We start from the raw sequence: 20,430 nt of genomic DNA, 5'->3' as shown, positions 1-20,430 counted from the left end.
CGTTCATAGACTGGCCGCTGTGGACGACAACACGAGCGAGATTCCTGCCGAGCAGACCGACACAGTGACGAATGCTGCGGAGGTAGAGCATCCCGCGGAGCTGGCAGGCGAGGCATCCGCTCATCGTTCTGTGACCGTGTGGATGAGCGCCCTCCTCGGTGTGGGCGCGGCTGTGGTTGGGCTGCTGCCGTGGCTACTTCAGGGACTGCGATTGCCGTTGCAAAACCTGTGGGCGGTCGAGGTTGCGCCTGATGAAATGCCGCTCGTGCTGCTGCCATTTAGCCAATATGCGTTGACCACAGAGATCGGGCTGATGGTGGTTGGAGCTGCGGTCGCGGGGCTTCTCGCACGCCTGTTGCGATCCCGGATGCCGCGGCGCGGAGTTCTGGTGATGTTCCTTTCGCTCATCGTGGTGCAACTGGGCGCGATCGTTCAGGCCTACGTTGTCGTACAGGGCGGGCTTCAAGAGCGGCGCGAGGCGACGTTCTATCTTGCGGCTGTCACTGGCGTTGCCGTGCTTGCGATGCTGGTGGGAATTGCGGTGTTTTGGTTGATCGCCCGCGCTCCTCGCGCGGGCGCACTGATCGGCTACGCGATGGCCGCAGTTGCGTTGGCGCCGTGGTTGGGGGAGATCCTGCATCCGCTCACCAACCAGCAGTATGGGGCGATTGACGATTTCCGGCGCTGGGCGGCCAGCGTGCTGCGTTGGGTACCAGCGATACTGGTCGGGCTTGCGGTGGGATGGTGTGGCATCCGCTCGGTGGGGCGTGTAATTGCGGTGCTGGTGAGCTTCGGGTTGCTCTGGATCGTGCCGGCCGTGGCGACAGCGATCAGCTATGCCGCCGGGAGCCGGGTGTACGCGCATGATCTTCGGGAGATGGCCAGCGCCGGATTTGAAGTGTTTCGCCAAGCGGCGACGCTGCCAGAAATTGTGGTGCCGCCGCTAGCGGTCGCGGTCGTCGTTGCTGTGCTGGTTGGCGTGGTGCTGCACGTGTTTCACCGCCGCAGTAGTCGCCCGGCGGCAACTCTTTCCTCAGGCCAATTTTCCTAGGGTCGACGCCGTGGATGCTTGGCGCTAACGATCAGGGAACTCGCCCTCATAATCGTTCCAGGTCCCGGCCACGGCCTGCATCGCCCACAGCTGGTGCTCGACCGAGGCATCCTTGCCCTCAAAATCCATCACGATGAAGTTGATGACAAAGCCATCCTCGAGAGTGGCTCCGTATTCTTCAGCACCGTGTCGAGTGTCAAACCGAAAGTAGTCAGCCTCCGCGGTGCTGTACGCCTCCACGCAGTCGAGCCCGGAGCCGCAGGCCGTGTCCGTAATCTCGGCAACGTCAGTCGTGACATCAGGAGCATCGTATTGGGAGTCCATTACGTCGCCAAGGGTGAGGACGCTCTGGGGATCGAAGATCGCGCATCCGGAGAGCGATAGTGCGGCGACTGCGATGGTGATCGCACGCCAAGGAATCGGCGGTCGATTATTGCCCCGACTAGTCACATCCGTCGAATTGACCATAGGGCGAGAGTAGAGCATTAATCACTCAAGCGGCGTTGCCTTGTCGATCGTTGGCGAGGTGCCCGTTGACCGGGGTTTTCCCCAGAGCCTGAAAACTTGGTGCTCGGCCCCCAGTCTGAGGCTCGAGGGTGTGTGTCCATGTAATGATGAGCGGGTGGTCGAACCCCAGCCGTCAACAGGCGCAATCGTGAACGAGTCGGTCTACCGGCGCGTGCTCGGCGCTGAACTCGACCTGCTGGCCCCCGAGCTTCGCCCCTACTTCGACGGCGGGCAACGAGTCGGCGTTGGCAGCGGAGTCTTCGACGTGGCGGGGTCGCCGCTGCGCATCCTGAAACCGGTGCTGGCGTTTATGGCGTGGCAGCGCATCCTCTTCCCGGAGTACGCGCGCAACGTACCCTTCGATGTCGTCAACACCCCGACCGCGGATGGTGGTCTCGGCGCGGTGCGCACCTTCCACTTTCCGGGCCGCGATCGTCCGCTGCAGGACATGATGCGCGTTGTCGACGGTCACCTGCACGACTTCTTGGGGCGACGCGGTGGCTACGAAGTGCGCATGACACTCACCGTCACCGATGGCCGCATGCAGTTGCGCTCCGATCGCCAGTGGCTGCATCTGGCTGGCCTCCGCCTCCGCATTCCCGCGCTTGCCACCGTTACGGTCGACGAATCGTGGGCAGACGGACAGCAGCATGTGGATGTTCGGCTCCACACCCCGCTGTTGGGCGACTGGTTCCGCTACGCCGGGCTCTTCACCTACGGCTACAACTAGAGTCCCCGAGGTTGGGGGAATGGTCCGTTCACAACTCGTAATTCCGGGGGCACTATGGAGTGCACTAGTACGTTGACCCATCTCACAGGCTACGGCTGTCCTGTGCCTCGCGACCGTTCAGCAGTACGACGACTAAGGATCGCGCCGCCAATCAGCACAAAGCCTTCGATCCACGTTGCCCGGTTCATGATCCCCCGATCAGCGAGTCGGAGCAGCCGACCCATAGCTGAAGATTACTTCCTAATTGAGCGGCATGAGTGGCTCACCTTCAGGCTCCCAAAGTGACAGCGCAAACCAAGCTTCTGGGAATCCCATCGACTCAACCCCGAGCTGGTTCTCTGTTGGAAACGAATCGATCAAATTTACAAGGCGTTCGGCCCATCCGCTATTGGCATCCACGGTGCGCAGGAGATACGTCATGACTGCCAAGGCGTTGTAGATGCCGAAAGTCTGCTTGGCTGAATCTTGGTCTTTCATGTGCCCGAGCAACGGCACTTGAACGCGACTCGGGCGAGCGGGTGCCGCGACGAGTTTGCGATTGAAGAGCCGAGCATGGTGCGCCGACAGGTTGCGCACGTAGTTGAGGCTCGAAATCCAGCTGTGCATCATTTTCTTAGTTGGGACTTTGTAGTAGTCGGCTATCTCGGTGGCGATCGAATTGTTGAGGCCGTTGTATAGACGATTGACTTGCCCCAACTCGAGAATCTCCGTGAGCGCCCAGATGGGCATTGTGTCGTTGTAGTTTTCACGGAAATGCGCCACGAACGCTTCGCGGGAGTCCGCGCGACGCTCGTCGACTTTTTCTAACCATTCTTGGTGCGGACTGAGCAAGGGCGCTCCCGCTGCCTGGTCAACCTTTGGTTCAGTGAATGAGCTTACGAAACAGGTGGGATCTAGATGGGCGAATGCGGAGTTGCGCCCGAGCGTATAAGCGAGACGGGTTCTCAGGGAGATTTCGATCCGTTCGATGCCGTCAAGCACCAGCATGCGAAGCTCGCGATCAAAGTTAATCAACTCAGCGGCGTACTCGAGTGTCGTGCCGGTCCGGTATTCGTTGAGAACGCGCACTCGTGGACGGCCGTGTTCATCCACGTAACTCTCGGATTCGCGAAGCGGATACAGATAGCCCGTGACGCGGTAATAGCCCACCGCGCTGAGCAACTGATACCCCGCCTGCCGATCCAGAATAGTGACACCATGAGACTCGAGTTTGTCGAGCTGACCGTCGATCGAGAGCCACTTCTTTGTGTATTTAGCCACGAGCTTCCCTAGTTAAAGAAAATCAGCCCGAGCCGAAAGGCGAGCGGGCTGATCGTGATAGACAAAACTTACCACGGACGGTAAACAGCTGGTAGGCGTTGTGGAAAACCTGTGAGGAGAGTCATTAAGGGCAGTGTCTTACATCTGCCGCGCTGAGTCGACTACGCCGTAAGCCGCTCAATCAGCTCGCGATACCGCGCAGCGGTCTGCTCCACGATGTCGGTGGGCAGCTCGGGCGGAACGCCCTGCTTGTCCCAGTGGGCGGAAAGCCAGTTGCGCACGATCTGCTTGTCAAAGCTCGCCAGACGACCAGGTCCTCCGGCGGCGTAGAGTTCGGCATCCCAGTAGCGACTTGAGTCGCTCGTCAGAACTTCGTCGGCCAGCACGAGAGCACCGGTCTCCGGGTCGGCCCCGAATTCGAACTTGGTGTCAGCGAGAATCACCCCACGCGTCTCAGCGATAGCTGAAGCCCGCGCAAAAATGTCGAGCGAAGCATCCCGAAGCGCAGTCGCAACCTCCGAACCCACGAGTTCAATGGTGCGCTCAAAGCTGATGTTCTCGTCGTGCTCACCCATCGGCGCTTTCCACGCCGGAGTGTAAATCGGTTCGGGCAAGCGGTCGCCATCGCTCAAACCAGCAGGCAGCGCAATGCCGCACACGCTTTGTGATTCCTGATACTCCAACCAGCCACTGCCCGACAGGTAGCCGCGAACGACACACTCCACCGGATACATCTCGAGCCGCTTCACAATCATCGACCGGTCAGCCAGTTCAGCGGGAGCCTCCACAGCAGCAGCATCCGCCAAATGGTTCGGCATATCAGCCAACTGCTCGAACCACCACTTGCTCAGTTGCGTCAGCAAAGCGCCCTTGCTCGGGATGCCCGGCTCCAGCACATGGTCAAACGCACTGACCCGATCACTGGCAACCATGAGCACAAGCTGTGGCTCGTCGGACCGCACATACAGGTCGCGGACTTTGCCGGAATACTTGAGCGTCCAGGCGCTCTCGGCAGCAGCATCCGCCCCAGCCGCATCGTTCACAGCGTCACTCACTTCGCGACGCGCAAAGCGATATCGCTGCGGAAGTGTGAGCCCTCGAGGTGAATGTGTCCGAGAGCTTCGTAGGCACGTTCGCGGGCGACGGCGAAGGTCTCGCCGGTCGCGACAACGCTGAGCACGCGTCCGCCGGTGGCGACAAACTCGTCACCCTTTTTGGCGGTCGCAGCGTGGGCGATGGTGATTCCGGGAACGGCGAGTGCGGCATCCAACCCGGTAATCGGGCGACCGATCTTGGGGTTCTCGGGGTAGCCCTCGCTCGCGAGCACAACCGTCACAGTAACGTCGTCGCTGAAGACGGGCGCTGCGTGGTCGGCAAGGCCGCCAGTTGCTGCGGCGTAAAGCAGCGAGCTGAGCGGGGTGACCAAACGGGGCAGAACAACCTGCGTCTCGGGGTCACCGAAGCGAGCGTTGAACTCAATAACGCGGATGCCGTCCTTGGTGACAATGAGGCCGCAGTAGAGCAGCCCGATGAAGGGTGTTTGCTCCTCAGCGAGCTGACGAATCGTGGGCAGTGCAATGGTGTCAATCACTTCATCAACGAAGCCCTCGGGGAGCCAGTTGAGCGGGGAATACGCGCCCATGCCGCCCGTATTTGGTCCGTCGTCGCCGTCATAGGCGCGCTTGTAATCCTGCGCGGGAGACAGCGGAACAACGCTGTGGCCATCGCTCAATAAGAAGAGGGAAACCTCTTCGCCAGCGAGATACTCCTCAACGAGCACGCTGCCATAGGTGAGCCAATGCTTGGCATGATCGACGGCCGCATTGCGCTCGCCGGTAACGAGAACGCCCTTGCCGGCAGCGAGGCCGTCAGCCTTCACGACATAAGGAGCACCGAATTCGTCGAGAGCCTCAATGGCTTCATCGATCGAGCCGGCGCGGTGGGCGCGGCCGGTAGGGACATTGGCGGCATCCATGATGCGCTTCGCAAAAGTCTTGCTGCCTTCAAGGGCTGCGGCAGCCTTGCCCGGGCCGAACACGGCAATGCCTCGGCGGCGAAGATCATCAGCGACGCCCTCAACGAGAGGAGCCTCTGGCCCGATGATGACGAGTTCGATGTCATTGTCGAGGGCGTATTCGGTAACAACGCTTCCCCGAGTGGGGTCAAGCGCGACAGTTTCAACAACAGACGCAATGCCGGCATTACCGGGCGCAGCCGTGATTTCGTGCGTCTCCTCCTCACTGAGAAGTGACGTCACAATGGCGTGCTCGCGGGCACCGGATCCAAGAACAAGAATTCGCACAAGCACAGCCTAACCAAGCGTTCAGTGTTCCTTGCTAGCGTTTAGGTATGGCACAGCTGAAGATTGCCGCAATTGCTGGCGAAGCAAGCATCCGAATGGTCAAAGACGGTAGAGCAGATCGCGATGCGACCGCCACCGCAGTGAGATATCTCCTGCAAGTTCTCGGGCGCGATGCCGAGGGCAACTCCGTCGAGGTGCGGGTTCCCCCATACGGCGCGGTTCAAGCGATCGAAGGCCCCAACCACACGCGTGGCACCCCGCCCAACGTGGTCGAAATGAATGCCGAAACCTGGATTGCCCTAGCCACGGGAACACGAGAGTGGGCCGAAGCCCTCGACTCCGGCGATATCAGTGCCTCGGGGTCGCGTGCCGACCTCAGCGAATACCTCCCAGTTGTGTGGGAGAGAATAGTGCCGTGAGTATTACGCCAGAACACGAGCCCGCGGCATCCGAACCGCAGCAGCCTGTGATCAAGACCACGGTTGAATCAACGGGTGTGAGCATCCGCCGCGCGCCCAAGTACGGCGCGTTCATGATCGTCGGCGGCGGACTCGGTGCCGTAGCCACGTTCATTCTCACGATGGCGTTCCCTGTTGATCCTTCGGTCGGATTCGGGGCGCTCTTTGGCTACTTCAGTCTCTTTGGTATTCCTGCCGGTGTCGCAGTCGGTGCTCTCGTTGCGCTGATCGCCGACCGTTCATCGCGCCGTCGCGCCAAGTCGGGAACAGCCGAGCACGAGATCTCAGAACCAGAAGCATACGAGGGCACGCTCGAATAACGGCGATTAGCCGGTTCTCGCTAAGTCGAAGATTTCTTAGCGAAGAGGATTAATGTTCTGCTTCAACTGGCATACTCCACTTTATGAAGCGCACGACGTTTGCTGCGGTGGGGAAGCGCGCGGTGGCCGCAGGAACGATTTTGCTCGTTGCCGGCTCGCTCAGCGGTTGCTATTTGTTCGACCCGAATGGGAAGCAAGATCGTCTGGACAATCTCGAGGGTGCTGTGGCTGATTTTGAGGCAGCGACCGTTGGTGATGTTATTTGTGAAGGGGCTGGCGGCGAACCAACTCCGAAGAATGGGTACACACATTACTTCGTCTTTGTGGGAGCCGATATTCCCGCAGCGGTCGGCGCCCGACTCGAAATGCTGGAGTACACCGGGTTCACTCGGCCAGATTCGCTGAGCTACACACGGTCCGACGGAATTGCGGCCGTTGGGTATGTGATGGACGACAGCGATGAAGCCGGCCGAATTGAAGTGTGGCTGGCCGAAGACGGTTGCGAGTTCCCGAGTACCGATGCGATGTGGGTGGAGTTTCAAGAGTCGCCCTAGGCGGAAGGCGCTCACCGGCAGGTGATTCGGACGAAGGCGCCGCTGCTTTCGAGCGAAACCGATGCAGTTAGTCTGGCTGCTTATGCACGAGCCATTCGAGGTTGTCGGGCGTGATATCACCCGCGACGCACCAGTCGTTACTAAGTCGAGGATCTTTTTAAAAACGGGCTCAATTCGGTATTTCGGCTGCGATACTTTTCTGCATGACACAGGCGAGTATGAAGATGATGGGGAAGCGCGCGGTGGCCGCAGGAACGATACTTCTCGTCTCCATTTCGCTCAGTGGCTGCTATTTGTTCGACCAGAGTTGGAGGCAAGATCGTCTGGACAATCTCGACGGTGCTGTGGCTGATTTTGAGGCAGCGACCGTTGGCGAAGTTATTTGCGAAGGAGCGGGCGGTGAGCCCACACCAAGGAACGGTTACACCCACTACTTCGTCTTCGTAGGAGCTGATGCTCTGGCTGAAGTAGGCACACGACTCGAACTGCTGGAGTACACCGGATCCACTCGGCCGGATTCTCTCAGCTACAGACGCGCGGGCGGAATCGGAGTCACCGGGCATGTCATGGACGACAGCGACGAAGCTGGCCGAATAGAAGTGTGGCTGGCAGAAGACGACTGCGACTTCCCGAGCTCCGGTGCGACGTGGGTTCAGCTTCAAGAGGCGCCCACGGAAACCGAGCCCGACTAACGTGCCGTTCGATTCGTCACGGCCAACGCTCTCCTACAGCGGTTTGTGCCGCAGCCTAACTAGCTCAGCTGGCTTTTCTCGAGCCAGTCGAGGTACTCGGGCGTGATGTTGCCGGAGATGTACTCACCGGTGAAGCAGCTCATTTCGAGCGCCGTCACGTCGGAGCCTTCGATGATCGCAGCCTGCATGTCGGCTACCTCTTGGTAGATGAGGGCGTCGGCGCCGAGTTCCATCGCGATTTCGGGAATCTTGCGGCCGTGACCGATGAGCTCGGCGCGGCTGGGCATGTTGATGCCATAGACGTGTGGGAAGCGCACGGGCGGTGCTGCTGACGTGAAAGTGACCTTGTTGGCGCCAGCTTCGCGAGCCATCTGAACGATCTCCTTGGAGGTCGTTCCGCGCACGATGGAGTCATCCACAATGAGGATGTTTTTGCCCTTGAACTCGCTGCTCATTGCGTTGAGCTTCTGCTTGACGCTCTTTTTGCGTTCGGCCTGGCCGGGCATGATGAAGGTGCGGCCAACGTAGCGGTTCTTGTAGAAACCTTCGCGGTATTCAACACCGAGCTTCTGCGCCACCTGCATGGCAGCCGGCCGTGAGGAGTCAGGAATCGGCATGACAACGTCGATGTCGCCCATCGGCGTGTACTTGGCAATAGTGTCGGCGAGCTTGTTGCCCAAACGCAGTCGAGCTTCATAAACGGAGATGCCGTTCATGATCGAGTCGGGGCGAGCAAGGTAAACGTATTCGAACGAGCACGGAATCAGCACCGGAGCTTTGGCGCACTGCTTGGAGAACATTTCGCCATCGGGCGTGATGAAGATTGCTTCACCAGGGGCAACATCCCGCACCAGTTCGTAGCCAGCACTCTCGAGTACGAGAGATTCGGATGCCACGATCCATTCGTTTCCGACAAGTCCGGTCTGGCGGCGACCCAAAACGAGCGGGCGGATGCCGTACGGGTCACGGAACGCGAGCAAGCCGTGACCAGCGATCAGGGCGATCGCGGCATAGGAGCCCTCGACGCGGTCGTGCACGCGGGAGATAGCGGTGAAGACCTGCTCGGGATCGAGGTCGTTGCCCGAAACCTGCTCTTGAAGTTCATTAGCCAACACGTTGACGAGCAGTTCAGTGTCACTCGTGGTGTTGAGGTGGCGGCGGTCAATGCGGAATAGTTCGTCAGTGAGCTGCTGCGTATTGGTGAGGTTGCCGTTGTGAACAAGGATGATGCCGTAGGGCGCGTTCACGTAGAACGGCTGGGCTTCATTCTCGTTAAAGGCATTGCCTTTGGTGGCGTAGCGCACGTGACCGAGGCCGGAGGTTCCGACAAGGTTGCGCATGTCGCGAGTGCGGTAGGCCTCACGAACTTGGCCGTTGGCTTTCTGCAAGTGCAGGGTGCTGCCGTCGGCAGTGGCTATCCCTGTGGAGTCTTGGCCGCGGTGTTGCAATAGCAACAGTGCGTCATAGACCTGCTGGTTGACGGGCTGAGAAGAGACGATACCGACAATGCCGCACATGCTTTCGCGTGGCTCCCTGAGGTCGAAGAGACCGTACCCGGTGTGAGTACGGTCTAGTTTCTCACACCCTAGAGAGACTGCTTTCAGCTGGGCGGGCGGGCGGGCGGGTGCGAGCTGCCGGTACGCTTGAGCCGTGACCGAGAACTCTTCCTCCAGTTATGCCGCAGCCGGTGTTGATACCGCCGCTGGTGACCGTGCCGTCGAACTCATGAAGGCGGCCGTCAGTGCCACTCATGGGCCCAATGTGGTCGGAGGATTCGGCGGATTCGCTGGTCTCTATGACGTTGCGTTCCTCAAGGATTACAAGCACCCCCTGATGGCGACATCAACGGATGGCGTTGGCACGAAGGTCGCAATCGCTCAGGCGATCGATAAGCACGACACCATCGGTCAGGACCTCGTGGGCATGGTCGTTGACGACATCATTGTTGTTGGTGCGAAGCCTCTTTTCATGACCGACTACATTGCGTGCGGCAAAGTTGTACCGTCTCGTATCGCCGACATCGTTGCCGGTATTGCGCGTGGATGCTCGGCTACCGGCACTGCGCTGGTGGGCGGCGAAACAGCAGAACACCCCGGCCTTCTTGGTCCAGACGACTACGACGTTGCCGGTGCTGCCACTGGCGTTGTTGAAGCGGATGCCCAGCTGGGCCCGCACCTTGTTGCGGACGGCGATGTTGTCATCGCGATGGAATCATCCGGGATCCATTCCAACGGTTTCTCTCTCGTGCGCCACATTCTGGCCAACAACAAGATCAGCTACACCGACCGTCTTGACGAGCTCGGTGGAGTCGTGGGTGAAGTGCTCCTCGAGCCCACCCGCCTCTACACAATGCCGCTGCTTAACCTGCTCGATGCGCAGCCGGGTGCCGTGCACTCGCTCAGTCATGTCACCGGTGGCGGAATCGCCGCCAACCTTGCTCGCGTGCTTCCTGTCGGTTCGTGGGTCGAAGTTGAACGTTCGACCTGGTCGCCGCCCGCCGTTTTCCGGGTGCTCTCTGACCTGGCTGGATCCAGCCTCGAGAGTGCTGAAGGAACCTGGAACCTCGGCATCGGCATGATCGCGATTGTGGCTGCAGACGCCGCCGACGCAACGATCGCCGCCCTGACCGCCGACGGCATCCCCTCGTGGGAAGTTGGTCGTGTTTCGATGGCCGCCCATGATCTTTCGGGCTTCGAACAGGGCGCCAAGGGTGTCAACGGTGGCGCTGTGCGACTGAGCGGAAGCTTCGCCCGCTAGCCGTTTGTTAGACGTTTTCCGCGATTGCGGGCGCCCTCAGTAGTGTGTGGATCGCGCGCACGGCAGGTGCCTCTGTCATCGTCGCTCGCCAGATGAGCGAGATCGGTCGAGTGGGCACAGGTTCGCGCAGCGGGATCGCCACAACACCATCAGGAAGGCGTCCGCGCCCGAGTCGAGGCACGAGAGCAACAGCGACGCCTGCCGCAACGAGTTCCACTTGAGAAGCGAACTCTAAGCAGCGATAGTCGATGCGTGGCGGGTGGGGATCACCGCGATACATGTGGCAAAACCACTCGTAACAAATGGTGCCATCCGGCGTACACGCCCAGGTGTGATCCCGCACATCCCCCGGTGTCACGAACGCGTTGAGAGTGAGCGGATCATCTTTGTGAACTAGAACGTCAGCGACGTCGCGAAACAATTCTTCGCTGCAGAGGCTCGGGGGAAGCGTCATCCCTACGCCTTCCCAATGGTGCACAAGCGCAAGGTCGAGGGTGCCAGCGGCAACGGCAGCGATCGCATCCCACGGTTCGAGTTCGGTTACAGTAACGCGAAGCTCCGGGTAGTCGGCGTTGACCTGCGCGAGGAGCGCCGGCAACATCCCACGTACCGCGGTAGAGAAGGCCCCAAGCTTGAGGGTTCCCGCAGGGCGCGCACCTGCGTCATGCAACCGCGAACGGAGCTCTTCGACACGTTCGCGGAGTGTCCCGCCTTCATCCACAACGCGGCGCCCCGCAGCGGTGAGTACGACCCCGCGACCCTCACGATCGAGCAATCGTGCGCCAAGGTCGCGCTCAAGGCGCTTGATTTGTTGTGACACCGCAGAGGGAGTAAAGCCAAGACCGGCGGCAGCCGCGTGCACCGTCCCCGTGCGGGAGACGGCAATCAGAGCGTCGACGGCAGCGAGATCGATCATTACGCCATTATGTAACAAACCCACTGGGTAACATGCAAAATCGTGCGCTGGTGTTACATGGTTGAGAGAAGCAGACTCGAACCATGCCCCTTCGTTCCGCGCTTGCTGCTGTTCTTGTCGCCATTATCTGGGGGCTGAACTTTGTGGTCATTGACCTCGGGCTTGAAGACATGCCGCCTGCACTCTTCGTCGCTATCCGTTTCGCCGCCGTCATTGTGCCCGCCATCTTCTTCGTGCCGCGACCAACAGCACGCTTTCGCGACGTTGTGCTCGTCGGACTCTTCATGAGCCTTGGCCAGTTTGGCCTTCTCTGCACGGCGCTCGCGATCGGTATGCCTGCGGGCTTAGCCTCGCTCGTTCTACAAGCACAGGTCGTTCTCACCGTGGTATTTGCGGCGCTCGCACTGCACGAAATCCCCACTCGCAGCCAACTCGTCGGGGTGAGCCTCGGAGCATTCGGCCTCGTCGTCGTCGGTAGCGGGCGCGGGGTAGACACGCCAGCGCTGGCCTTTATGGTGACGATTGCCGCAGCCGCCTCTTGGGCAATCGGCAATGTCATTGCCCGTCGAATCGGGCGAGATGGCGCAACGCCGTCACGGCTGGCAGGACTGTCACTCACTGTCTGGTCGGCGCTTGTGGTTCCCGTGCCCATGGTGCTGCTCGCCCTTGCACTCAACGGTGCGAATGCTGTGGGCTTCGCCCTCACTCACCTCACAGTTCCGCAACTGCTGTCGACGGCGTATACGGCTTGGCTTGCGAGCCTCGTGGGTTACGGAATCTGGAATACCTTGCTCGCGCGTCATTCCGCATCTGCCGTAGTGCCGTTCACAATGCTCGTGCCAATCGTCGGGATGGTCACCGCGTGGATAGTTTTGGGCGAGGTCCCCACTCTTGCCGAGGCAGGCGGCGGCGTGATGCTGCTTCTCGGCGTCGCAATCACCACAGGATTGCTCCGTCGTCGCCGCGCCCGAACGCAAAGAGTGTGAATCGCTGGTGCCGTGGGGTTGAATGGGCACTATGGCACCTAAGAAGCCCGAAACTTCGGTTGACGTCGAAACCATCGCTGACGTCGAAACCACCGCTGACGTCGAAACCCCTATTGACGCTGAGCCCGTTGGATCCGCTGAGCCCGCGCAGCCGGAAGAGCTGAGCCGCCCCGAGCCACTAGAGGCGCGAGACGGGTCGCCGGCTGCCGCGCTCTGGAGCCTCAACACGCGCTGGCGCCACATCAACCACGGCTCTTTCGGTGCGGTGCCCGTTTTTGCTCAGCTGCGCCGCATGGCCTACCTGCAAGAGGCCGAAGGCGCCCCCCAACGCTGGTTCATGGCCGCCCCTGCGCGCGTTGCGCAGGCCCGAGCGGACCTAGCCGACTTCATTGGTGTGGATGCCGAGCACTTCGGTTTCGTGCCCAACGCCAGTGCCGGAATGACAGCATCCATTCGCGCTCTCGGGTTGAGTGCTGGCGACGAGATTCTCGTCACCGACCACACCTACGGTGCCGTCGCATTTTCGGCGAAGCGCGAAGCGCGCGAGCGCGGCGCAAAAGTGCGCACCGTGCCCATCGAACTGGATGCGTCAGCGGATGAGGTGCTCGCCAAGCTCGGCAAAGCCCTCGCCAAGAAACCAGCTGGTCTCGTCATTGACGCCTCAAGTTCCTCAACGGCACGCGAGTTTCCGGTGGCGCCCCTCGCAGAACTCGCCGCCAAGCACGGAGTTCCGCTGCTCGTGGATGCCGCCCACGCCCCCGGCGTGAAGAACCGCCCAGCAGAGGGTGTCGCGGCATCCGCGTGGGTGGGAAATTTGCACAAGTTTGCGTGCGGTTTTCGAGGAACCGCAGTGCTCGTTGCTGAGAAGGGGTTCGCTAAGAACCTGTATCCCGTGATCGATTCCTGGGGAATGGACGAGCCATTCCCTTCGCGCTTCGACCACCAAGGAACCCTCGACTACACGCCCTACCTCGCTACGGTAGATGCGATTACAGGTCTCGAAGATCGAATCGGTTGGGATGCCATCCGGGCCTACATTGAGTCGCTGCTCGACTACTCCACTGAGGTCGTGGCTGACGCGCTCGATGCGGCATCAGGCCAAGAGTCACGCGTAGCGGTCGGCACGCCCGCCCCCGGAATGCGACTGCTGCGCCTGCCAGGAACGCTAGGAGCAACCGGCCCGCAGGCGAACGACGTGCGTCAACGCATCACCGACGAACTCGGGTTCGAAACCCAGATCACCAACTGGCGCGACACCGGCTACCTGCGTCTCGCCGCGCACGCCTACAACTCAGCAGACGACTACGAACGATTCGCCGAAGATGTTGTGCCGACACTCGTGAGCTGGAGTCGCCAGGCCTAAGGTCATAACCCGGATGCCGCGCTCGCGGCGCGAACACGATCCCCATCGACAGCAATACCCAAACCGGGTTCGGTGAGGGAGGAGAGCCGCCCAACGCTCGAATGAAGTTCTGGCGCACCAACAAAGTCATACAGTTCGTTACGGGTCGGAGCAAGCTCGAACTCGGAGCACGCCTCACTCGCTAATGACAATGCGAGCGATGAGGCGTAGACCAAAGGTCCAGCAAAAGCATGAGCATTCGCCTTGACCCCGGCAGCGCCACACAGCGCGGCCGCAGCTCGAAAACCACTCACGCCATCGATGCGCCCCGGATCCATGCCGACGACATCCACCGTTCCTGTGCTCACTATCTCCTGCACCCCGGTGACATTCCACTCGCGCTCGCCGTAGGCAATGAGCACGCCGCGGGCATTGTCGTGAAGCTGACGGTACCCCTCAGGGTTTCGAGCCCCGAGCGGTTCCTCAAGCCACGCGAGACCAAGCGGGGCGAGGGTATCGATGCGTGCCTGAGCTTGCTCGACATTCCAGCCAACGCGGGGACCCACATCGATCATGACGGGGGTGTCATCGCCCAGCGCACCGCGAAGCGCAGTCATGAAGGCAATATCGCGTTCCAGTTCCACGCCCAAACGTGAGGCTCCCGTTTTGCCAAACGCAATTTTGATTCCGGATGCTCCGCGATGCGCCACCCACTCAGCCATCTCAGCAGTCATCTCGCCCAGATCTTCCACAGAGGCATGGCAGGTGATGATCGTGTCGAGGCTCGCATCGGAGACCGCCCCGAGAAGCACCGCCAGATTGGTTCCCTCACGACGGCCGACCAGATCCCACAGCGCCATATCAATCGCCGACACCGCAAAGCTCGCAATCCCCGCACCGCCGTGCCACCACGCATGAGCCGTCATTGTTGCGCTCGCCGACTCCGGGTTCGCCGGGGTGCCCGCGAGTGCGTCAGCAAAACCCCGAACCAGAACGGCAGTCGCGCTTGCAGCCTCGCGCACGATCGTGGCGGCCTCGCCCCAGCCGACAGTGCCAGCGGCATCCTCGACTCGCACAAGGCAGCTGTAGCGGGTGCTGTCGTGGTCGTTGGTTTCGCGGTACGGCAGGGGGTAGGCGTCGATGCGCGCAATTGTGGGGATGCTCATCGGGCGATGCTCCCGCCCTGGGCGGCACTTCGGTAAACAAGTTCGAGCGCCTCTGCAGTGAGGGCGCCAAGCGTTCCGGGGGCGGGGTTGTCTCCGCGCCCGAGGGCTATCTCGATGAGCGCGTTGGCTGGACCTTCTGCCTGATACGCACCATCGCCCGGCGAAAGATCGAGGCGATGTTCTCCGCTGTCTGGCCGATAAATCCAGGCCTCTTCGCGCAGAACATCAACCATGGCCTGCCCCTCGCTGCCGACCGCGCGCACCTGCAAATCGTGCTTATCTTTCCACGCTCCCGCGTGAGCTGAAGCCCCCGAGAGTACTCCAATCGCCCCGCTCTCAAAGGTCAGCACTGCCGCATCGTGCAGCTCCACCGGGGTCGTCGCGGCACCAAACATCTGTGCGGATGCCGCAACAACGCGGTCGGGAAACAAGGCGAGGGTCAGGCCAAGGGCATGACTCAATTGCGCTTGGCCGTAGCCACCACCCGAAATGAGGGGATCAGTCCACGTCGCGGTCTGGGGCACAGAATCCGGGGCCGAATCGGGATAGGCCCCAGTGCCGCTCAGTAGTTCGCGAGTGCTCGATGACATGTGCACGGTGACATGCTCCAAAGTTCCGATGCCCACCCGGGCGATCATCTCCTTTGCGTTGCGGACCATCGCCATGAAGTTCCAACCAAACGCGATCAACAGCTCGCGGTCGTGCTCACGGGCAATCTCCACCAGATCCCACGCCTCCGCCGACGCAATCGTCATCGGCTTCTCGCACAAAACATGCGCGCCAGACCGCAGCGCGGCGGCAGCATGCTCATGGTGCAGCGATGACGGTGACGCGACAATAACGGCATCCACCCCAGGGGCGAGAACGTCGCGATAGTCGGCCGAGGCAAACTCAAAGCCAAAGGTGTCTCGGATGCGTTCGGCGGCATCCAGATTCGACCGGCACACGCCAACCAGTTCAACATCGTCACGAGACTTCAGGGAGGGCAGGTGGGCAGCAACCGCCCACGAGCCTGCACCAATTACTGAGACGCGGATCTTCTTCATTGAACTCCTCCGGATGCCTGACCGGTTGACGGGTTAGTAGGTGAGCAGGTTAGCGGGTGGGCCCGCTAGTTGGTGACGCGATAGCGACTGAGTGCCGAAGCGAGAACGCTGAAGCCTTCAACAAGCTGGCCTTCATAACCGCTTGGCGTGCCGTCTTTCATTCGCCAGTCGTTACCGGAGCCAAGCCCGCCGAACGAGGTGTCATCAGCAATTGTTGTCGCGAGGTTTTCCAACACTTGGGCCGACTTCTCGGTGAGCCCGACACGATCGAGCGCATCGACAATGACGCGTGCTCCGTGGTGCGAATACCCACCCTGCTGGTAGCTGCCCATCGGCAGGCCGAACACAACCCCACCGATGTCGTATTCCGGAATGCGCCAGATGTTGAGAGGGATGCCGTTGCGAAAGTCATCGAGCCCGATTGATTCCCAGGCGGCGACGAGGGACTCCATCACGCCACGAGCCTTATCGACGGGCAACAGCTCTGTCATGCAGGCCATGCCGTTGAGTTGTGAGAATCCGTAGTCGTGCAGGGTGCCATCTTTCGAACGCCAGCCGGCAATAATTCCGGTTTCAGGGTTGTAGAAGGTGTCGAAGTACACGCTCTGAAGTTTGCTGCGGCTTTCTGCGATTCGTGCCGCAAGCTCGTTCTCTCCGTGTGCTTCGAGCACGGGGATCCAGAGGGTCCACGTTTCGAAGACGACAGCGTTGGCCCACGCATCTTTCCAACCAAACGACAGCACGTCTGCCCAGCAAGTGCTCCACTGGTGGTCGCCACTATTGCCGATGCGCAGGGTTGACTCGACTAGGCCATCGCCGTCAACATCCCGGGCGAGCATCCCTTCAAGTTCACGGATGAGCACGGTGCGGTTGCGAGCAAACCAGTCGCCAGATTTTTCCCACGCCGCAAAACGGGCGGCAGCACCTAGGGTGTTGCCGCTCATGTGCACGTACTCGTCGTCGAGGCGGTGGTCGCCATGCGAGGTGGTGCCACTTCCATAACTGGGCGCGCCGTCAAGCCAACGCTGCAAGGAGCGGCCAACCCATTCCATCGCGGGCAGGGAGGTGGTCTCGTCTAATTGCTCGGCGATGACGGAGACATCGGCCAAGGATGTCGTGCAGTGCATCGAGGCACCATTGTTCGAGTAGGTAGCGGTGTCGCCGCGGAACGGTAACGCTGTGAGGGTGTGACGTTCGAGCATCCGGCGAATCGCATCAGGAGTGTCATCGGCCAGCGTCGCGAGCGACGGCGTCTCTACGACCAACTCAATGTCTGCTGTGTGCTGACCGGCCGGGAGAATATAGTCGCCAAAGTCGGTGGCGATCTCGCCCACCTTGAGTTCAAGCGTGTTGGTATCGAGGGGGCGCACCGAGTCGCTTCTCCACTGGGCACCGTCGCTCGCCGAAATATTGAGGGTGCCGTGGCGCGGAAAATGCCAAGCGACCGCGCCCGTGAGGAGCCCGGTTTCGCCACGGTAGGCGAGCGGGCCGAGCGCGCACGATGGGGTCACGCGATTGTTCGTAGCGACGTGCCAAGCAGAGCTGGTCCAGGCGCGGCGTTCAGTGTCGCTGGTGCGTTCGACGTGCATCCGGATGCGGTCTGCTTCGACGGTGAACTCAAGAACGTAACGCTGAGATGCGGCGTCACTCACGAACTCATAACGCACGGTCGACCCGTTCACCGTGGTGGTGCCGACGTAATCAGTGTGCAGAAAACCGAGCGGCATGAGGCCGCCGATTGCCGTGAATCGCGGCCCCTGAGCAAGGTATTCGGCGTTTTGGTCGCGCAGCACTGGGTAGACGCCCGAGGGATAAACGCCGCTGCGCACGATGTCCATGGAGCGGGGCATCTGCAGCAGGTTGACGTGGGTCTTTCCGTAGCCATCAGCATCGAGAGCGAGGTACGACCAGGCGGGGGAGGTGAGGCGAAAGCCGACCTGCAGGTGGTCTGTCGTGAATCGCACTTCGGTCTGAGTTGTTCGTGCGCTGACGCCGGCCGATTGGCCGGTGAGGTCGATTGCGGCAACGGTGAGGCTGCCTTCGTTGTCAGGTTCCCACTGGTTGTTGGTTTCACCCTCGAGAATCATGCCGGTGGAGGCAAGGTTCCAGCCCGGCCACCATTCATCGGTCGCTGCGCGCCGCACTTGAGCTACGAGGGAACTGGCTTCGAGCCCGCCGAGGTCAAGGCTGGCTCCATTCGCGAGAACCTCTTCGGCGGTGGAGCGCAAGTGGCCTACTTCACGCCACTCGTTTTCGCCGTCGGCAGTGAAGACCACTACGTCGAGGGCAGCATCGATTTCTTGACCGCTCGCACACTTGTGATAGCCGGGAGCTTGGGCCACCGAGAGGCGGTTAAAAGTCGCTGGTTTGTTCGTAAAAATCGCCCGCTGGTGAATGATTCGCTCAGCCGGGGCGCCTTCTTCGTGCTCTGTCGGGACGCTCCACAGTGAGCGCGTATGGAGCCGCATCGGGGCCGCTTGTTCCATCTCCCACGACGGTGTGGCGAGAGGATGCGAGAAGAGGTTCATCAAAACCGGTAACCTTTCCAGAAACGTTGACAGGACGAATGTAACCAACTTACGCTCTCAACGAAAGCCCAATTGCGAACTCCCGAGGAAATCCACGAATGGCAGCAAAGACGCGCACCCGATCGAAAGTGACCAGCCCCGGTCAAGCTTTCGTCCTGCCCCAACTGCTGCTCATCTTGGCGTTCATCTTCTGGCCCCTCTGCGCTGTCCTCTACTACTCCACGACTCAATATGACGGCCTCTCCGAGCCCATCAACGTCGGGCTCGACAACTTCATCTTCTTGGCAACCTGGCCAGATTTCTACCGCATCCTCCTCAACAACCTCCTCCTCGTTGGCGGCGTCGTGGTTTGGGTGCTTGTGCCCTTCGTGATGGCCATCGCGGTCTTTCCGATGAAGGCTGCTTCAACCATTCGCGCGATCCTTTACATTCCCGCGATGCTCCCACCCATCATCGTCGGTGGTGTCTTTCGCATCGTTCTCGCCGACGAAGGCCCGGTCAACTCCGGCCTTCGCGCGGCGGGACTGGGATTTCTTGCTCCCGGCTGGTTCACCGACCCCAACTTTGTGCTCATTACCGTTGTCGTCGTGATCGGCTGGGCAACACTCGGAAGTGGAGTTCTGTTTTACTCCACCGGGCTCGCCGCAATCTCCCCAAGCTTCATTGAAGCCGCTCAACTCGACGGCGTGAACCGCTGGCAGATGATCTGGCACATCTACCGCCCGGCGCTTCGGCCCATCACTCGTTTCTGGATCCTGCTGCTCACGATCTCCACGGTCACCGGATTCTTCCCCTGGATCTATGGGCTCACCCAGGGCGGCCCCGGTGTGGCATCAACCACTCTCGACTATGCGATCTACGCCACGCTCAATCAGGGATCAACGCTGGGGCGCGGAGCCGCGATCGCCGTTGTCAGCCTCGTGTTTATCGCGCTTATTGTGCTCATCCAGGCGGGAATGCGACGCATCCGCAAGACGGAGGAGTGGAACTAGTCATGAAGAAAAACAACTGGTTCGAGACCGTTATTGTCGCCGTCGCTCTCGTCGTCGTACTTGGCCCGATCCTGTGGGTGGTGCGGGTAGCACTCAAGCCCACCGCGGAATACGTGGGTGAACCGGCCAACTTCGGTGGCACCTGGACCTTCGAGAACCTGACTACCGTGTGGGTCACCGGCGGGATGGCTCAAGCAATCCTGCACTCCACGATCACCGTCGGGGTCGGAGCAACACTCGCGGTCGCCCTCGCTGCCTGCACCGGATTCGCCCTAGCGCGCTATCAATTCATGGGCCGCCGGCTCACCATTGCATTGACGACCGGGGCAATGTTCCTGCCTGCTGCAGCCCTCGTCATCCCCATGTTCGAACTCCTCCAAGTGTGGGGGATGCTCGACTCGCTCGTCTGGCTCGGAGTCGTTTACGGGGTCATGTTCTCGGCATGGGCAACCGTCTTCATGCGCTCGTTCTTCTCACAATTGCCGTCTGAAGTTTTCGAAGCGGGAGATGTGGATGGCGCTGGCCCGATCCGGCAATTCTTCTCCATTGCACTGCCCATGGCTCGTCCCGCTCTAGCAACCGCATTCATCCTCACGTGCTTCTTGCAGTGGAGTGAGCTGCTACTTGCTCTGCTGTTGCTTCCCTCAGGGGACACGCCAACTGTCGCTGTTGCGATCGCGCAGTTTTCGTCACAGTTCCGCACCGGGGGACCGCTCACGGCGGCCGCCATGCTCGTGGGCACTGCCCCGGTGTTATTGCTCTTTGTCGTAGGACAGAGATGGCTGCAAGCAGGGGCCATATCGGGGGCGGTCAAGGACTGAAT

21 protein-coding genes are annotated in these 20,430 nt (G+C 60.7%); 11 read left to right on the top strand and 10 right to left on the bottom strand.

Annotated elements, in window-relative coordinates:
• The first annotated feature begins 19 nt into the window (after positions 1-19).
• Complete coding sequence (locus AC1ENN_RS12940) at positions 20-1,051, top strand: hypothetical protein (RefSeq protein WP_449647637.1); 1,032 nt, start codon at positions 20-22, stop codon at positions 1,049-1,051.
• 24 nt (positions 1,052-1,075) lie between these two features.
• Here AC1ENN_RS12940 and AC1ENN_RS12935 read toward each other — a convergent pair whose 3' ends face one another.
• Positions 1,076-1,537: a hypothetical protein gene (locus tag AC1ENN_RS12935; RefSeq protein WP_480406210.1), complete on the bottom strand. Its 462-nt coding sequence runs from the start codon at positions 1,535-1,537 to the stop codon at positions 1,076-1,078.
• Between the two features lie 136 nt (positions 1,538-1,673).
• Between AC1ENN_RS12935 and AC1ENN_RS12930 the strand changes: the two genes are divergently transcribed.
• Complete coding sequence (locus tag AC1ENN_RS12930) at positions 1,674-2,288, top strand: DUF4166 domain-containing protein (RefSeq protein WP_449647635.1); 615 nt, start codon at positions 1,674-1,676, stop codon at positions 2,286-2,288.
• Between the two features lie 89 nt (positions 2,289-2,377).
• Here the strand turns inward: AC1ENN_RS12930 and AC1ENN_RS12925 are convergent, their stop codons facing one another.
• From AC1ENN_RS12925 to purD, 4 genes are all read right to left on the bottom strand, one after another.
• Positions 2,378-2,512, bottom strand: a complete 135-nt coding sequence (locus AC1ENN_RS12925) for a hypothetical protein (protein ID WP_449647634.1) — start codon at positions 2,510-2,512, stop codon at positions 2,378-2,380.
• Between the two features lie 16 nt (positions 2,513-2,528).
• The gene (locus AC1ENN_RS12920) at positions 2,529-3,548 is read right to left on the bottom strand and encodes an Abi family protein (RefSeq protein WP_480391380.1); all 1,020 of its coding nucleotides are present in this window, start codon (positions 3,546-3,548) and stop codon (positions 2,529-2,531) included.
• 161 nt (positions 3,549-3,709) lie between these two features.
• Positions 3,710-4,603, bottom strand: coding sequence for a phosphoribosylaminoimidazolesuccinocarboxamide synthase (locus AC1ENN_RS12915; RefSeq protein WP_449647632.1), 894 nt, complete (start codon positions 4,601-4,603; stop codon positions 3,710-3,712).
• Positions 4,600-5,850 carry a phosphoribosylamine--glycine ligase gene (gene purD / locus AC1ENN_RS12910; protein ID WP_449647631.1) on the bottom strand — a complete coding sequence of 417 codons (1,251 nt, stop codon included), beginning with the start codon at positions 5,848-5,850 and terminating at the stop codon, positions 4,600-4,602. Before purD ends, AC1ENN_RS12915 begins: the two co-directional genes overlap by 4 nt.
• Before the next feature lie 47 nt (positions 5,851-5,897).
• Here purD and AC1ENN_RS12905 point away from each other — a divergent pair, with 47 nt between their 5' ends.
• The 4 genes from AC1ENN_RS12905 to AC1ENN_RS12890 all read left to right on the top strand — a co-directional run bounded on the left by AC1ENN_RS12905 (position 5,898) and on the right by AC1ENN_RS12890 (position 7,874).
• Positions 5,898-6,269 (top strand): sterol carrier family protein, encoded by a 372-nt coding sequence (locus AC1ENN_RS12905; RefSeq protein WP_449647630.1) that lies wholly within the window; start codon positions 5,898-5,900, stop codon positions 6,267-6,269.
• The gene (locus AC1ENN_RS12900; protein WP_449647629.1) at positions 6,266-6,628 is read left to right on the top strand and encodes a hypothetical protein; all 363 of its coding nucleotides are present in this window, start codon (positions 6,266-6,268) and stop codon (positions 6,626-6,628) included. Before AC1ENN_RS12905 ends, AC1ENN_RS12900 begins: the two co-directional genes overlap by 4 nt.
• A gap of 83 nt (positions 6,629-6,711) precedes the next feature.
• A complete protein-coding gene (locus AC1ENN_RS12895; RefSeq protein ID WP_449647628.1) occupies positions 6,712-7,182 on the top strand; it encodes a hypothetical protein in 471 nt (156 codons plus the stop codon).
• Positions 7,183-7,385: 203 nt separating this feature from the next.
• Positions 7,386-7,874: a hypothetical protein gene (locus AC1ENN_RS12890; RefSeq protein WP_449647627.1), complete on the top strand. Its 489-nt coding sequence runs from the start codon at positions 7,386-7,388 to the stop codon at positions 7,872-7,874.
• Positions 7,875-7,933: 59 nt separating this feature from the next.
• Here AC1ENN_RS12890 and purF read toward each other — a convergent pair whose 3' ends face one another.
• The gene (purF, locus tag AC1ENN_RS12885) at positions 7,934-9,391 is read right to left on the bottom strand and encodes an amidophosphoribosyltransferase (protein ID WP_449647626.1); all 1,458 of its coding nucleotides are present in this window, start codon (positions 9,389-9,391) and stop codon (positions 7,934-7,936) included.
• A 133-nt stretch (positions 9,392-9,524) separates the two neighbouring features.
• Between purF and purM the strand changes: the two genes are divergently transcribed.
• A complete protein-coding gene (purM, locus tag AC1ENN_RS12880; protein ID WP_449647625.1) occupies positions 9,525-10,631 on the top strand; it encodes a phosphoribosylformylglycinamidine cyclo-ligase in 1,107 nt (368 codons plus the stop codon).
• Positions 10,632-10,638: 7 nt separating this feature from the next.
• Here purM and AC1ENN_RS12875 read toward each other — a convergent pair whose 3' ends face one another.
• Positions 10,639-11,547, bottom strand: a complete 909-nt coding sequence (locus AC1ENN_RS12875) for a LysR family transcriptional regulator (protein WP_449647624.1) — start codon at positions 11,545-11,547, stop codon at positions 10,639-10,641.
• An 83-nt stretch (positions 11,548-11,630) separates the two neighbouring features.
• On the opposite strand from AC1ENN_RS12875, the gene AC1ENN_RS12870 reads away from it, so the two are divergent.
• Positions 11,631-12,533, top strand: coding sequence for an EamA family transporter (locus AC1ENN_RS12870; RefSeq protein ID WP_480406209.1), 903 nt, complete (start codon positions 11,631-11,633; stop codon positions 12,531-12,533).
• A 31-nt stretch (positions 12,534-12,564) separates the two neighbouring features.
• Positions 12,565-13,896 (top strand): aminotransferase class V-fold PLP-dependent enzyme, encoded by a 1,332-nt coding sequence (locus AC1ENN_RS12865; protein ID WP_449647622.1) that lies wholly within the window; start codon positions 12,565-12,567, stop codon positions 13,894-13,896.
• 2 nt (positions 13,897-13,898) lie between these two features.
• Here the strand turns inward: AC1ENN_RS12865 and AC1ENN_RS12860 are convergent, their stop codons facing one another.
• From AC1ENN_RS12860 to AC1ENN_RS12850, 3 genes are all read right to left on the bottom strand, one after another.
• A complete protein-coding gene (locus tag AC1ENN_RS12860) occupies positions 13,899-15,041 on the bottom strand; it encodes an enolase C-terminal domain-like protein (protein WP_449647621.1) in 1,143 nt (380 codons plus the stop codon).
• Positions 15,038-16,087, bottom strand: coding sequence for a Gfo/Idh/MocA family protein (locus tag AC1ENN_RS12855; protein WP_480406208.1), 1,050 nt, complete (start codon positions 16,085-16,087; stop codon positions 15,038-15,040). Before AC1ENN_RS12855 ends, AC1ENN_RS12860 begins: the two co-directional genes overlap by 4 nt.
• A 65-nt stretch (positions 16,088-16,152) precedes the next feature.
• Positions 16,153-18,615: a glucosidase family protein gene (locus AC1ENN_RS12850; protein WP_480406207.1), complete on the bottom strand. Its 2,463-nt coding sequence runs from the start codon at positions 18,613-18,615 to the stop codon at positions 16,153-16,155.
• Positions 18,616-18,713: 98 nt separating this feature from the next.
• Here AC1ENN_RS12850 and AC1ENN_RS12845 point away from each other — a divergent pair, with 98 nt between their 5' ends.
• The gene (locus tag AC1ENN_RS12845) at positions 18,714-19,607 is read left to right on the top strand and encodes a carbohydrate ABC transporter permease (protein WP_009773313.1); all 894 of its coding nucleotides are present in this window, start codon (positions 18,714-18,716) and stop codon (positions 19,605-19,607) included.
• A 2-nt stretch (positions 19,608-19,609) separates the two neighbouring features.
• Positions 19,610-20,428 carry a carbohydrate ABC transporter permease gene (locus AC1ENN_RS12840; protein ID WP_480406206.1) on the top strand — a complete coding sequence of 273 codons (819 nt, stop codon included), beginning with the start codon at positions 19,610-19,612 and terminating at the stop codon, positions 20,426-20,428.
• The last annotated feature ends 2 nt before the right edge of the window (positions 20,429-20,430 follow it).

The organism is Rhodoglobus sp. G.S.23 (assembly GCF_056675935.1).
The sequence above is the reverse complement of the archived record's forward strand: the minus strand, read 5'-3'. Positions and strand labels throughout refer to the sequence as shown.